This window comes from Mesorhizobium sp. 128a (assembly GCF_053848025.1).
In genome coordinates, this window is record NZ_JBSPKY010000011.1 from 120406 (window position 1) to 135025 (window position 14620).

14 protein-coding genes and 1 pseudogene are annotated in these 14620 nt (G+C 62.6%); 5 read left to right on the plus strand and 10 right to left on the minus strand.

Annotated features, from left to right (window positions below):
* Positions 1–53 precede the first annotated feature (53 nt).
* From ACWTU9_RS19150 to ACWTU9_RS19170, 5 genes are all read left to right on the plus strand, one after another.
* Positions 54–1022, plus strand: a complete 969-nt coding sequence (locus tag ACWTU9_RS19150; RefSeq protein WP_454588720.1) for a substrate-binding domain-containing protein — start codon at positions 54–56, stop codon at positions 1020–1022.
* A gap of 173 nt (positions 1023–1195) precedes the next feature.
* Positions 1196–2503 carry a mechanosensitive ion channel family protein gene (locus ACWTU9_RS19155; protein ID WP_455859632.1) on the plus strand — a complete coding sequence of 436 codons (1308 nt, stop codon included), beginning with the start codon at positions 1196–1198 and terminating at the stop codon, positions 2501–2503.
* A gap of 81 nt (positions 2504–2584) precedes the next feature.
* On the plus strand, positions 2585–2755 hold the full coding sequence (locus ACWTU9_RS19160; RefSeq protein WP_455859633.1) for a hypothetical protein: 171 nt from the start codon (positions 2585–2587) through the stop codon (positions 2753–2755).
* A 345-nt stretch (positions 2756–3100) separates the two neighbouring features.
* Positions 3101–3658, plus strand: coding sequence for an OsmC family protein (locus tag ACWTU9_RS19165; protein ID WP_023679231.1), 558 nt, complete (start codon positions 3101–3103; stop codon positions 3656–3658).
* 59 nt (positions 3659–3717) lie between these two features.
* Positions 3718–4947, plus strand: coding sequence for an NAD(P)-binding domain-containing protein (locus ACWTU9_RS19170; RefSeq protein WP_455859634.1), 1230 nt, complete (start codon positions 3718–3720; stop codon positions 4945–4947).
* A gap of 73 nt (positions 4948–5020) precedes the next feature.
* On the opposite strand, the gene ACWTU9_RS19175 is transcribed toward ACWTU9_RS19170, so the two are convergent.
* The 10 genes and pseudogenes from ACWTU9_RS19175 to ACWTU9_RS19220 form a co-directional block, all read right to left on the minus strand.
* Positions 5021–5470 carry a CoA-binding protein gene (locus ACWTU9_RS19175; RefSeq protein ID WP_454573511.1) on the minus strand — a complete coding sequence of 150 codons (450 nt, stop codon included), beginning with the start codon at positions 5468–5470 and terminating at the stop codon, positions 5021–5023.
* 5 nt (positions 5471–5475) lie between these two features.
* Entirely contained in the window at positions 5476–5847 is a 372-nt protein-coding gene (locus ACWTU9_RS19180) for a 2Fe-2S iron-sulfur cluster-binding protein (protein WP_454573488.1), read from the minus strand.
* Positions 5844–7199 carry a selenium-binding family protein gene (locus ACWTU9_RS19185; protein WP_455859635.1) on the minus strand — a complete coding sequence of 452 codons (1356 nt, stop codon included), beginning with the start codon at positions 7197–7199 and terminating at the stop codon, positions 5844–5846. The genes ACWTU9_RS19180 and ACWTU9_RS19185 overlap by 4 nt, the downstream gene beginning before the upstream one ends.
* Positions 7200–7663: 464 nt before the next feature.
* A complete protein-coding gene (locus ACWTU9_RS19190) occupies positions 7664–8506 on the minus strand; it encodes a hypothetical protein (protein ID WP_455859636.1) in 843 nt (280 codons plus the stop codon).
* A gap of 441 nt (positions 8507–8947) precedes the next feature.
* Positions 8948–9760 carry an SDR family NAD(P)-dependent oxidoreductase gene (locus ACWTU9_RS19195; RefSeq protein ID WP_013897049.1) on the minus strand — a complete coding sequence of 271 codons (813 nt, stop codon included), beginning with the start codon at positions 9758–9760 and terminating at the stop codon, positions 8948–8950.
* Entirely contained in the window at positions 9760–10782 is a 1023-nt protein-coding gene (locus ACWTU9_RS19200) for a sugar phosphate isomerase/epimerase family protein (protein ID WP_455859637.1), read from the minus strand. The genes ACWTU9_RS19195 and ACWTU9_RS19200 overlap by 1 nt, the downstream gene beginning before the upstream one ends.
* Positions 10779–11546, minus strand: a complete 768-nt coding sequence (locus ACWTU9_RS19205; RefSeq protein WP_455859638.1) for an SDR family NAD(P)-dependent oxidoreductase — start codon at positions 11544–11546, stop codon at positions 10779–10781. Before ACWTU9_RS19205 ends, ACWTU9_RS19200 begins: the two co-directional genes overlap by 4 nt.
* Positions 11547–11568: 22 nt before the next feature.
* A pseudogene (locus ACWTU9_RS19210) lies at positions 11569–12671 on the minus strand (ABC transporter ATP-binding protein).
* Positions 12672–12738: 67 nt separating this feature from the next.
* Positions 12739–13644 (minus strand): carbohydrate ABC transporter permease, encoded by a 906-nt coding sequence (locus tag ACWTU9_RS19215; protein WP_455859639.1) that lies wholly within the window; start codon positions 13642–13644, stop codon positions 12739–12741.
* A complete protein-coding gene (locus ACWTU9_RS19220; protein ID WP_455859640.1) occupies positions 13637–14572 on the minus strand; it encodes a carbohydrate ABC transporter permease in 936 nt (311 codons plus the stop codon). Before ACWTU9_RS19220 ends, ACWTU9_RS19215 begins: the two co-directional genes overlap by 8 nt.
* Between the last annotated feature and the right edge of the window lie 48 nt (positions 14573–14620).

Below are 14620 nucleotides of genomic sequence, written 5' to 3' on the forward strand. Positions count from 1 at the left end.
AGCAGGAACGTCAACCAAGGTCTGGCCCCGGCCCGACGAGGAGGAGAGTGAGTATGAAAACGATCTTATCGACCGTGCTTCTGGCAGGCTCGTGCCTGTGCGTAGCGGGAACGGCCTACGCCGCCGATCCAATGGTGAAAGCCTGCGCCAAGGACGGCCAGTTCATCATCGGCTTTTCGCAGGCCAACAATGCCGAGCCCTACCGTCAGCACGTCAATGACGAGCTGGAGGCGGCGGCCAAGGAAGTGCCTGGTTTCACGCTGCAGATCGCCGACGGCGCCGGCAACGTCAACACGCAGACCTCGCAGGTCGACAATTTCATCACCCAGAAGGTCGACATCCTCTTGATCTCGCCCTTCGAGGCCGCACCGCTGACGCCGGCGGTGAAGCGCGCCATGGATGCCGGCATCCCGGTCATCGAGCTCGACCGCAAGACGGTCGGCGACCCCGGCAAGGACTACACCGCCTTCATCGGCGGCGACAATTACAAGATCGCCATGGAAGCCGGCAAATACACCGCTAAGACCCTGCTGCCCGATGGGGGCGAGGCGGCGGTGCTGGAAGGCCTGCCGAGCTCGACGCCGGCGGTCGAACGCCTCAACGGCTTCAAGGACGGGGTGAAGGAAAACGCCAAGATCCAGGTGGTGGCCGAGCAGGCCGCCGACTGGGTGCCGGACAAAGCGCAAGTCGCCTTCGCCGCCATGCTGCAGGCGCACCCCGACATCAAGGTGCTCTACGCCTCCAACGACATGATGGCCGCCGGCGCGCTGCTCGCCGCCAAGGGCGCCGGCAAGGACGTTAAGATCATCGGCACAGACGGCCTGCCGGGCCCGGCCGGCGGCATCGAGGCCGTGGCCAAGGGCGACTGGGCCGCGACCTTCACCTACCCGACGGGCGCCAAGGAAGCGATCGAGATGTCAAAGAAGATCCTGCTCGACTGCGCGACGTCGGTGGAGCCGACGGTGACGGTGGAGACCACCGCGATCACGGCGGAGAATGCGAAGTCGATGATGGGGAAGTAGGGCTGGCGATCATCTTGCAAGAATCAGTGGCAAGGCCCCCCTCGCGGGCCTTGCCACGTTTGTTCCGCCGCTGCCGCTCACAAAGCGGTCCTCAAGCTCAACTTGACCAATCACAAGGCCGACGACATTGTGGGCCGCGAGTTGCAGTTCGTTAGCCAAGTGGTCGTGTGGCAATGGATTTTCGCGACGCCATCGATAGAGCGCTGGCCTGGGCCGGCGGATGGTTCGACTATGCCGCCACGCCATGGTTCGTCTATCAGGTCGGCATCATCGCCTCGCTCTTTGTGGTGGCGAAGCTGGCGGCGCTGCGGGTCGAGCCTCTCGTCGAGAACCAGGCACGCCAGATCAAGGGTCATCCTGGACTGTTAAGGGTCGTCATCGCGCTGTTGCGGCGCACCGACTGGATCCTGTTCATTATCTTCCTGTTTGCCGCGCTCAACCTGTTGCTCGTCATCACCTGGCCGAGCCGCACCCATCTCCTGCTCGTCGCGCTGTTGCTCTCGCTGGCGTGGCTGTTTGCGACCGTGCTGTCGCGCATCATTCGCAACCGCCTCGTCGCGCGCACTCTGGGTTGGCTGGCCTGGATCTACGCGGCCCTTGTCATACTGGGTATCAGTAATGAGGCGGCCGCCTTCCTCGACAGCCTGGCTATCCCTCTGGGCGCGGTTCGCCTTTCGACCCTCATGGTGCTGAAGGCGGCGCTGCTCCTGATCGCCACGGTCTGGCTTGCGGTGGTCACCGGCAATTACATCGATGAGCGCGTCCGCCTCTCCGAGGAGCTGACACCGTCGATCCGCGTCCTCGTCGGCAAGGTCGCCAAGATCGGCCTCGTGCTGGTGGCCGGCGCCGTGGCACTTTCGGCCGTCGGCCTCGACCTGACGGCGCTGACGGTGTTTTCCGGCGCCGTTGGTGTCGGTCTCGCTTTCGGGCTGCAGAAGGTTGTTTCGAATTTCGTCTCCGGTGTGATCATCCTGCTCGACAAGTCGATCAAGCCGGGCGACACGATTTCGCTCGAAGGCACCTTCGGCTGGATACGCGAATTGCGGGCGCGCTTCGTCTCGGTGGTGACGCGCGACGGCCGCGAATTCCTGATCCCCAACGAGGACTTCATCACCCAGAGGGTCATCAACTGGTCGTTCAGCGACAACCTCGTGCGCCTCGACGTGAACTTCGGCGTCTCCTACGACGCCGATCCGCACAAGGTCAGCGAACTGGCGATAGAGGCCGCGATCAGCGTCGGCCGGGTTGAGGCCGACCGGCGGCCTGTCTGCTGGCTGACGGACTTCGGCGACTCCTCGCTGAACTTCGTCCTGCGCTTCTGGATCCGCGACCCACAGCAAGGCCTGACCAACGTGCGCGGCAAGGTGCTGCTGGCGCTGTGGGACACGTTCAAGGCAAACGGCATAAGCATCCCCTATCCGCATCGCGAGATCATCATGAAAGAGGCTGGGCCGGTCAGACGAGGGCACGACGACCAGTGATCTTCTAGATGTTGATGCGGAAGAAGAGGCGAGGCGGACTGGCCACCTTGTCCTCTCGCTACGGCCGGCGGCATCGAGGCGGTGGCCAAGGGCGACTGGGCCGCGACCTTCACCTACCCGACGGGTGCCAAGGAAGCGATCGAGATGTCGAAGAAGATCCTGCTGGATTGCGCGACGGAGGTTGAGCCGATGGTGACGGTGGAGACCACCGCGATCACGGCCGAGAATGCGAAGTCGATGATGGGGAAGTGAGGGGGCGATTAGAGCCTGACACTGAGGTTGATGTGCAAGGCCCGGAAGGGGCCTTGTTGCGTTGCGGCAAGTTACGGGTAATGGCCGCTACGCGCCTCATGTCGGCCATAGGAACTTTGCCTCCGTCCGGAAGCAGACACTGCAATTGACCACGCTGAAGGTCGTGGTCGCGCCAGAGCCTGCAAAGGCGCAACTCGGTACACGAGGGCGAACATTCCGCCGCGGAAACAACTTGAAGAAATGCTTCGCGACCCATAGCATGCCGCGCCATGGTAAAATCTGATCGGGAGGTCAGTGAGATCGGTCGGGTTTTTGAGCCAGTGCAAGGTAGGGAGGACAATAATTATGGCTTCCGAAGTACAGGCAAACAACGGCGTTAACGTAGAGGCGCTGCTCGGCGCACGCGAAGCGCTTACCAACGCCCCGGAGGCGGCGCAGTTCAAGTGGCGCGCGGCCTGCGAATGGAAGGATGGCACCCACAGCCATTCGTCGGTCGAGAGCTTCTACGGTCTCGGCGAGGACCAGCATCGCAAGACCACTTTCACATTCGACGCAGACCATCCGGAGGTCTTCGCTTCCCAGGACAAGGGCGCCACGCCCGTTGAATACGTGCTTGTCGGACTGGCGAGTTGCCTGACCGCCGGCATCGCCGCGGTTGCCCAGAACCGAAACATCCAGTTGAAGTCGGTGAAGGCGACCATCGAAGGCGACATGGATCTCGCCGGAATACTCGGCATCGACAGCGACGTGCGCAACGGCTTCAGCGGCATCACGGTGAAATACAACATCGACGCCGACGCCAAGCGCGAGGACATCGAGGCTATCGTCGCTCAGTCGCAGAAGCGGTCGGCGGTCTATGACATTGTCACCAATCCGACGAACGTCACGGTCGTGGTGAACTGAAAGGCGCTTCGAACCGTAGACTCTTCTGATGAGAGGGTGCGATTAGTTCCGTCACCACAGTGATCGTCGGCGCGGGGCACGCGGGGCTCGCAATGAGCCGCTGCCTGGCGGAGCGCTCTATCGAGCATGTGCTGCTGGAGCGCGGCGAGATCGCCAATACCTGGCGCACCGAGCGATGGGATTCACTGCGGCTGCTCACCCCGAACTGGCAGAGCCGGCTGCCGGGCTTCCGCTATGACGGTGACGATCCCGACGGCTACCGGACGATGCCTGAGGTGATCGACTTCCTCGGGAACTATGCCAAGGTGATCTCGGCTCCGGTCAGAACCCACACGACGGTTACCTCGGTTCGCAGCGACGGGGCGGGATATCTTGTGCGCACGGACCGCGGCGAGTGGCGGTGTCGGACCGTCGTACTGGCGTCGGGCGCGTGCAACATCGCGCGCCTGCCCGACGTAGCCAGCCGCGTGCCACCGTCGGTCGCCATGCTGACGGCACAGTCCTACCGCAATCCGCGTCAGGTCGCCGACGGTGGCGTGATGGTGGTGGGCGCGTCGTCGAGCGGCACCCAGATCGCACAGGAGCTGCAGCGTTCGGGGCGTCAAGTGACCCTGTCGGTGGGCGAGCACATCCGGGCGCCCCGCGTGTATCGCGGCAAGGACCTGGAATGGTGGATGGACGCCGCCGGCGTGCTCGACGAGCGTTACGACGAGGTGGACGACATCAGGCGGGCGCGACGGGTTCCTTCGCTGCAGCTTGCCGGCACGTCCGACCGCACCACCCTCGACCTCAATGCGCTCGACGACCTCGGCGTCCGGCTCATCGGTCGTCTTGCCGGCATCACCGAAGACGGCAAGGCCCAGTTTGCGGGGTCGTTGCGCAACATGTGCGCGCTTTCCGACCTTAAGATGGCCCGGCTGCTCGACCTCATCGACGAATGGGCGCGCGCCAACGGCCTGGACGCTACGGTCGGGCCGCCGGATCGCCCGCCGCCGACCCGTGTCGAGGACAACCCGCCGCTCGGCCTCGATCTTGCCGGAGGCGCTATCAGGACGATCATCTGGGCCACCGGCTACCGGCCGGACTACTCCTGGCTGGAACTGCCGGTCCTCGACCGCAAGGGCCAGGTCCGTCACGACGGCGGTGTAGTGGAACATCCGGGCCTGTACCTGATGGGGACGCAATTTCTGCGCCGCCGTAAGTCTGCTCTGATCGACGGCGCTGGCGACGACGCACGTGATCTCAGCGATCATCTGGCATCGTACCTCGGGCAAAATTCAGTCTGCTAGCAGCATCAACGTCTGAGACCCCAGAGGAAACAGGTTGGTTGCCGTGACAACCCCGAAATCTGCGCCCCTGCAGTCATATTCCCAAATGCAGCTTCGGCTTCCAGAAGGGGCGGAACAACTCGATCTTGGGACAGCGGTTCATCACCACTTTCAAGCCCGCTTCCTCCGCCAACCGGGCGGCAGTGTCGTCGCGCACCCCAATCTGAGCCCACAGAACCTTTGCATTGATCGCGATGGCCTCCTGTGCAACCTCCAGCAGATCTTCGGAGCGGCGAAAAACCTCAACCATATCGACGGGCCGGTCGATGGCCGCCAGTGATGGGTACACCTTAAGCCCTCGAATTTCATCCAGGCCGGAACTGGGGTTGACCGGGATCATGTCATAGCCGGTTTCGTGGAGCACCCTGAGAACACCATAGGAAAATTTGGTTTTATCGGGGCTGGCCCCCACCATCGCGATGGTTTTGACCGATTTCAGAATGTCTTGCAGATAAGCCTCCGAATAGGGCTCATCATGATTCATATGGGTCATGTCTTGTCGTCCAGCGGGGTCGCGATATCGGCTTTCAATTCATGAGCGGCCAGCGGGTCAAGGAAGGGGTTGCGATAGAGCTTGTCGTGACTCTCAACGCCGACCTCCAGCGTGCAGTCGCTCATAGGGCGGGCGACGCAGAGGATTATATAGCCATTGTTAATCTGGCGGTTGTTCAGCGCTCGCTGCGCTTTTTGATCGACTTTGCCGCTGATTATTTTGGCTGCACAGGTTATGCAGCCGCCATACTTGCACCCATACGGCAGATCCACGCCGTGCTCGCGCAGGCTTTGCAAGAGGGGCTTGCGGTGATCGACGTCGAAGGCCGCACCGCCTTGATTGGCGAGGGTGATGGTGAAGCTGGTCATACCCAGATGTCACTCGTGCAATCACCGCCGGGATAGCGGGTTTCGTGACAGCGGCTTGGTCCATTTGGTTCCCTGCCGAAATCGACGACAAACAGCGGATCGATTTCCATGCCGCCGTTTTCCGTATCGCAGTTGACCATTAGCATGCATCCGCCATTGGTGCGGATTTCCGGATAGAACTGATTATCCCAGGTCGAGAAGAGTGAGGTCGTCACATAGAGGCGCTTGCCGTCGAGGCTGAGCTGTATCATCTGAGGCCCGCCAGTCACTTTCACGCCATTGACCTCAGGCGCACGGCCGAGAAGTCCGCCCATCCACACTTGTCCGGTAAGCTTGGCGTTGTGAGGGTCCGAGATGTCGTATTGACGAATGTCGCCATGCAACCAGTTGCACAGATAGAGGTATCTATCGTCCATGCTGAGCAAAATGACTGAGATCACGCCCGGTATTGGTATCGGCCATTCCGGATGCGGCTCATTGCCGACATCGACAATTTTCTCCCATTGCCAGTCCCCCGCCGCGTCCTTCCACCAATGGATGATATTTGCAGAAAGGGCCGCGCCAACAAAGCCGTGACTGCTGTCGGGATTGTGATGGAATCGCACTTCCAGTGGGATCAAGCCGTCTTCACCGAGATAGAATGTCTGGCTTGGCTCCTTCTTCTCAAAATCCCAGAAATGGATCTCTCGGCCATATTTCAAATGGCCAACCTCTTCCAGGTCAAAACCAGGCATGAAGGTATTGGGCGCGGCCCACTCCGAACTGACCATTACGTTGTGTCGCGGCTGGTACCAGAAATCATAACCGAACTTGATGCCGCCCATGGAGTTTTCCCAGCGGCCGACAATTTCGAACTCCTTGCTGAGCTGCAAATAGCCGCCGGGGGCATTGCCCTGGGCGTCACCAAGCATGGAAACGATGATGTCCGAGCCGAGGCAATGCACCGTGTGTGGTGCCGACAGGTTGGTCCTGGCTTTGATTTCAGCGCCGTCTATGACCTTGAACAGGGTCGGATTGTGGGGATCGGTACCACAATCGACAATATGCAGATTGGACGAGCGCACACCCGGCACGATCAGATATTTCCGCTCCATGCTCGCATCGCCATGGCACGACGAACAGGCATTCCAGCCCGAGTGATGAAGCTCATCGCCAATGCCCGGCATTTGCAAACGCGAAATCACCTGGCTGTAGGTCGAACTCTCCGGGTCGACATCGATGGTGCACAGATAGTCCGGCTTCTGAATGCCCGTGCCGGTGTAGATGGCAATCGTATAGAGCAGCTTTTCGCGAGGTGCCGTCATCGCCTCGGCTGGAGAAGCATAGCCCGGTCCACAGCAATGATTGGTCATGGGTACTTCCCCAATTTGAACAGATCACTGGCCAGCCCCAACGGGGTCGACTGGAATGTTAGTGCATGCTTGGCATTGGCGCTATGGTCGGGGTGGCTTGTGAAGTGCGCAGGTGACGTACAACTTGGCGACAGAGCCCCCGTGGACGCCACGTATTGACCGCTCGAAGATTATTGAGAACCCTTGCAGCGGCCCACTCATCATCGGATCGTATGGCAGCGAACCATATGCAGGTCAGCAACTGGTCAGGTCACGTCGATATACGCACGGCGCTCAAAGGTCCGCTTCTCCCGCTCCGAGCCTTAAAGCTGCCAGTCCGCTTCCGGCTCCAAATGAGACATTCAGCCTCGGTTCCGAGATGTCCGCTCATAGCGCGGCTGGCATCCTGTAGGCACGTGCCTGTTCTCTCGCCCGCCTTCGGGCACGCCACTTAGCTGTCTATCAGCTCCACAACGCAGCCTCATTCACGGCGCCGTGGTCGTGAACCCGCACTGCTTCTGTTCCATCTCGATCTGCTTGGTGATGCGGATGGCGTTCTGGGCGTAGGCTTCCGTCACCGAGCCGCTGTTGACGGTCTTGTCCTTCAGCGGGCTGACGGCTGCGCAGAGGTGGAAGACATGCTCCGTGTCGGACTTCGCGGCGCCGTTTTCCGGCGCGATCCAGTAGACGACATCCTGGCCATTGGGGTGTGCCGCGTCCTTCGTCGCATCGGCCACCGTGGTGGAGTCGGTGGCGATCGCCTGCGCCTGGGCGGCGACCTCGGGCGAACAGGCCGTGGTCGGCTGCCCCGCCTTGATCTGGGTCGCGCACGCGTTCATGTCCTGGGTGTACTGCTCGACCGACGGGGGCTGGTAACTGACGCCGAGCAGCGTCGCAACCACGGCGAGCACCGCGCCGACGCCGCCGGCAATTTTCTTGCTCTTCGGGTCCATGTTCTTGTCGTTGAGGATCAAGAGAACCAGCGGCAGGAAGGCAATCAGCGTGATGATCGCGCCGAGCTGGTTCTGGACGAAGAACCGGAACGGTTCGGATGCCTTAGCCGGGTCCTTCCTGTTGGCCGCCTTCCACAGCATGCTGCCGGCGATGGCGAAAATCGCGATGCCGACCAGAATGCCGATCAGCAGCGGCAGGTTTCCGTTGTCGAACTTGTGCTTGTAGAGCAGGACAATCCCGGCGATTTCGCCGCCAATGGCAATGATCCATGACAGCGCGGCGAAAAGCCGGAGGCGCGTAGCGCCGGCCTTCTGGCCCTGCGTTGCTTGCCAATCCTTGGTAACATCTGCGGCCGGCTTGTTGTCGTCAGTCATGACCAGGTCCCCCGGTATCGACACTTTTGCAGGGCGGCGTCAAAGGCGCCCGGCGCAGCGTCATTGAACGAACGTCGCCTGCTTTGGCGAGGAAAGCGCCACGGCAGACCGCGTCACCATCAATATGGCGCATGATTGGATTCGTCCATACCCCGGGGGCAGGGCGGCGATGGTACCGTCCTACGCGCTCGATGGGGGTAAGTTCACGCGGGCAGCAGGGCAGGGCAATCGTATATGGCGCTCCCCCGCTCCGTCTCGGCTTCGCCGAGCCACCTCTCCCCCACTCTGGTGGGGGCGAGGAACCCAAGCTTTTCAAGGCCGCGACATCCGTGATTAGCGTTTCCTCGCCCCCACAAAGTGGGGGAGAGGTGGCCGCGTAGCGGACGGGAGGGGGGCTGGCGCCGCCATATGCGATTTCCCTGCGGCCGCCGGTGGCACGACTCACCCCGGAAAGATCGTGAAACCGCCATCGACGCGGATGACCTGGCCGTTGATGAAGCGCGCGCGCGGACCGGCGAGGAAGGCTACCGCCTCGGCGATCTCTTCCGGTTCGGCATAGCGGTTCAGCGATTTCCTGCTCGAATCCATGCGTTCGGGATCGACCACGCGGGTCGCCTGGAAGCGTGCCGTCTTGGTGGCGCCGGGGCTGACCGCATTGATGCGCACGCCGTCGTCGATCAGTTCCTTGGCCAGGCAGCGCGTGTAGTGCACCACCGCGGCCTTCAATGTGGAGTAGACGACCTCGGGCGAGCAGCCGAGATGGGCCGCCGCCGACGCGATGTTGATGACGGAGCCGCCGCCGCGCTGCTTCATCGGCGGCACGAAGGCCTGGCAGACCAGCATCGTGCCGATCAGATTGTTCTCGGTCAGCACGCGGATGTCGTCCAGCTCGATGTCCAGCGCGTTGTTCGGGTTCGGCTTGCCGCCCTTGGCGCCGATGTCGCCGCCGGCACAATTGACCAGCACATGCACGTCGCCGAGATCGGCCTCGATCTTGCGCTTCATCTCGGCCACCGCTTTCTGATCGCCAATGTTGCCGGTCACCGAGGTGACCTTCGTGCCATGCCGTTTCAGGCGCTCGACGACCTCGCCGAGATTGGCGAACTCGCCATATTTGGCCGGCGCCGTTTCGTCCATGTCGTGGATCGCGACATTGGCGCCGAGTTCCGCCAGGCGCTCGGCCATTACGCGGCCGAGCCCACGGCCGGAGCCGGTGACGAAGGCGGTCAATCCATCGAGTTCACGTGTCGTCATCAGATATTCTCCGCTAAACCAAGGTTGCGCATGTTGGCGGCGCTGCGCCGGATCATGTCGAGCTCATAGGAAACCAGTGAAACGTCGTCCTCGCGCTCCCACGGGGTGCGGTAGTCGGCATCGTCGGGCAGCCGGTTGCGCTGGGCTGCCGCCAGACAGGCGGCAAACTCGCGCGCCGACTTCTGCGGATAGCCGTGCCACCAGTCGTCGCGCAGGAAGCGGACATGCCGCGCCTCCAGGGCGCCGGGTTCGAGAACGGCGGTCATGCGATCGTGGTGTTGGCCAAGAATCGCGAACAACTCGGCAAACGGCACCGCGCCATCGCCGATGGCGCAACGGATCAGCCGGTAGCCTTCGCTCGTGAACTGCACGCGGTAGTCCTTGAGGTGGACATGGCGGACATAGGGTGCGATCCGCCGCGTAAAATCGAGCGGCGCTTCGCCGACCGGGAATGTGTTGCCTGTGTCGAAGGTGACGCCGAGGCCGTCGCCGCCAAGCGCACAAAAATCGACGAGTTCCCCGCTGGTGAAATCCTGGTGGTTTTCGATGGCAAGGGTGTAGCCTTCGGCATTCGCGCGCGGACCCCATTGCCTCAATCTGTCTCGAATGATGCCGGCGTACTCGCTCCACTTCGCGCCGGCGGCGTTGCGGTCGCCGCACAGAACCGGCGTCAGCGCTGTCCGGATGATCTTGGCCTCGAGCAGGCGCGCGGCCCGAAAGGCATCGTCGAGCGGTTCGCCCACCAGAAGGCCGCCGCTGACGATCGGCGTCATGCCAAGGCCGGCGAGCCGCTCGCGCAGCGCGATCACCGCGTCGTCGGAAAGCTCGCTCAGCCATGGCACCCAGATCTCCAGCACACGCGCGCCGAGGTCGGTCGCCAGCGCGATGAAACCTTCGAGCCCTGCCGGGCTGGGATTGGCGCGTGGCGTGCCGCGACCCTGGAGGCCGAGATGATAGGTCAAGCCGTAGGGGTTCAGGCCGACCTCGAGCATGATGCGATCCTTTGTTTCGCGTTGGGTCATCGAAGGCCGGCATCCACGGTGATCGACTGCTTGGTGATCATTCGGCTGTCGTCGGCGGCCAGGAACAGCACCGTACGTGCGATCTCGTCGCCGAGCAGAACGTGGCGGATCATCTGGCGCTGCACGACCTGGTCGACCGAGGCCTGCGTCTTGAACCAAAGCTGCCTTTGCCGGTCGGTGATGACGGCGCCCGGCTCGATGGCGTTGACGCGGATGTTGTCAGGCCCGAACGCCCGCGCCAGCGCGAATGTCAGCCCGATCACGCCAGCCTTGGCCGTCGCATAGGGCGCTATGTCAGCCGCGCCGAAACGCCAGGCGATCGAGGAAAAATTAACGATCGAACCGAAGCCCAGCTGCTTCATGTGCGGATGCACGGCCTGGGCGGCAAAGAAGTGGTGCCGCAGATTCACGTCCTGGGCGTGGTCCCAATATTCCTGCGTCACTTCGGCGACGGGGTGGCGATTGTCGTCGGCGGCGTTGTTGACCAGCACCGCGACAGGCCCGAGGCGGTCGCGCACCGTGCCGATCGCGGCCTGGAGGGCAGGGATGTCCGTCACGTCGCAGCGCAGGAACAATGGTGCGTATGCTGCCGTAGAGGCGAGTTCACGCGCGAGCGCCTCGCCGGCCTCCTGCTGCAGATCGAGAAACGCGACCCATGCGCCATTGGCGGCGAAGGCGCGGACCGTGTCGGCGCCGATGCCCGACGCGCCGCCGGTGATCAGCACGACACGCTCAGTCAGGCTCGGATAGGTGGCGAAGGACAATGCGGAACTCTTTCAGATCAGGTCAGATCAGGCGTTGGGTCGTCGGGTCGAACAAGCAGGCGCGCGCCATGTCGATGCCGAGCGTCACCGTCTCGCCCATAAGCGGCGTGCCGTCGGGGTCGAAACGGCCGGTGATCTCCTTGCCGCCCAGGCGCAGAACGGCCATGGTCTCGGCACCTGTTGGCTCGACCAGTTCGACCACGGCATCGATTTGCGCGATGCCTGGCTTGCGGCGCGCAAGATCGGGATCGAACCGGTAGATGTGCTCCGGCCGGATGCCGAGCACGAGCTGTCGTGGCGTATCGGATGGAAGCTTCTGGACGATCGGCAGGCTGGCCGTCTTGCCGTCGGCGGTCTGCAAGGCAACGGCGGGGCGACCGCCTTCCTCGCTCAGTTCGGCCGGCAGAAAATTCATCGCCGGCGAACCCATGAAGCCGGCGACGAACATGTTGGCCGGACGGTTGTAGATCGTGGCGGGCTCATCGAATTGCTGAACCTCGCCCTGATGCATCACGGCGATGCGCGATGCGAGCGTCATCGCCTCGACCTGGTCATGGGTGACGTAGACCGTCGTCTTGCCGACGCGGTGATGCAGCTTCTTTCGGTGCGCATGTCGACGCGCAGCTTGGCGTCGAGATTGGAGAGCGGCTCGTCGAACAGGAACAGTTTCGGATCACGCACCAGCGCCCGGCCCATCGCGACGCGCTGGCGCTGGCCGCCCGAGAGCTGTCCGGGCTTGCGCCCAAGCAGCGGTTCGATCTGCAGGAAGGCCGCGACCCGCTTGACCGCCTCGTTCTGCTGCGGCTTCGGCACGCGGCGGCTTTCCATGCCGAAGGTGATGTTCTCGCGCACCGTCATCGTCGGGTAAAGCGCGTAGGACTGGAACACCATGGCGATGTCGCGGTCCTTCGGCGCAACCGAATTGACCAGCCTTCCGTCGATGCGGATCTCGCCGGAGGTAACAGATTCCAGCCCGGCGATCATCGCCAGCAAGGTGGACTTGCCGCAGCCGGACGGTCCGACCAGCGCGATGAACTCGCCGTTCTCAGCCTCGAGATCGATGCCCTTCAGCACCTCGACCGCGCCGAAGTTCTTGCGCAGGGATCGGATGGTCAATGTCGACATGCGATGCCCTTCCTGGCGGACGGAGCGACAGGCGACATGAGACAGGCTCCATTCACTTGATCGCGGCTCACTTGATTGCACCCTGGGTCAGACCGCGGACGAAATACTTGCCGCCGAAGAGATAGATCAGCAGCGGCGGCAGCGCGCCGATCAGCACGGCGGCGCTCATGACGTCGTAGGCGCGCACGTTGGTGCCGCTTGCCGTCAGCGCGACGAGCGCGGCTGTGATCGGCTGTTGCTGCCCGGAGGTGAAGACGACACCGAACAGATATTCGTTCCAGATGCCGGTGAACTGCCAGATCACCGTGACGATCAGGATCGGTGAGGACAGCGGCAGAATGATCTTGCGGAAGATGCGCCAGAAGCCGGCGCCGTCGATGCGCGCCGCCTTGATGAGATCGTCGGGGATGCTGACGTAATAGTTGCGGCAAAACAGGGTTGTGAACGAAATGCCCTGGATGACGTGGATGAGGACAAGCCCGTAGACCGAATTGCTGAGGCCCAGATTGCCGAGGATGAACGCCCACGGCATCAACGAGATCTGGCCCGGAATGAAGACGCCGAGCAGCATGCAGGTGAACAGCGCTTCCGAACCCTTGAAACGCCATTTCGACAGGATGTAACCGTTCATCGCGCCGACCGCCGTCGAGATGATCGTCGCCGGGATCGTCATTTTCAGGGAGTTGTAGAAGTTGCGCTGCATGCCCTCGCAGGTGCCGCCGATGCAATAGGTGCTCCAGGCCTGGCCCCAGGCTTCGAGGCGGAAGCTACGCGGCAGCGAGATCAATCCGTTGCGCGCGATCTCCTGCTGATCGCGGAATGAATTCAGAACCACGACCAGCAATGGGATCAGGTAGATCGCCGCGAAGACGACCAGCAGCCCATAGATGACGAAGCGGGCAAGGAAATGCCTGCGCGCCGCAACCGTGGCAGCGCGACGATCGAGCGACTGGTCCAGCACGACGTCAGCCATGGCCGGCTTCCTTGCGCCGCCGCCAGACCACCCAGAACGAATAGGGCACCAGCACCACGGCAAGAGCGGCAAGCATCATGATGGCGGCCGCCGCACCTTCGCCGATCTGGCCGCGTTGGAACATCAGGTCATAGACGTAGATGGCGGGGAAGGTGGTCGAAATCCCCGGGCCGCCTTTCGTCAGGGCCGCCACGAGGTCGAAGGTCTTGATGGCGAACTGGATCTGGATGACGGCGACCGCCAGGAAGATCGGCGCAATCGTTGGCAGAAGCACTTTGCGATAGATGCGGAAGGTCGATGCGCCGTCGATCTGCGCGGCCTTGACGAGGTCCTGATCCACCGAACGCAGACCGGCCAGGAAGAGCGCCATGGCAAAGCCCGAGGCCTGCCAGACACCGGTGATGATCACCGCGTAGATCGCATAGTGCCGGTCGCTGGCGAGTGCGAAACTGAAGCTCGTCCAGCCGAAACCGCGCACCAGCGCCTGGATGCCGTCGACCGGGTTGTAAAGCCAGCTCCAGACCGTGCCGGTGACGATGAAGGAGACGGCCAGCGGGTAGAGGAAGATCGTGCGCCAGACCGCTTCGCCGCGCACGCGCTGGTCGATCAGGATCGCCAGCAGCAGTCCCACGGCCATCGAGCCGACAATGTAGAAACCGCTGAAGATAAAGAGGTTGTTGTAGGCGATGTTCCAGCGCCGGTTCGCCCATAGCGACGCGTAGTTGTCGAGGCCGACGAAGCCGTAGGTCGGTAGCAGCGAGGAGTTCGACAGCGAGATGTAGAGCGTCCAGCCGGTGAACACGAAGACGTAGACGAAGCTCGCCACAAGCGAGGGGCCGAGCACCAGCAGGGGCACCGAGGAGCCCAGCCGCTCGCGCCAGGGGCGGGCGGGCGGCGGGACCGACAGGATCAGGTCGTGGTTTGACATTCAGAGCACTGGACTGGCGCGGGACTGATGTGGAGGATGGCCGGGCGC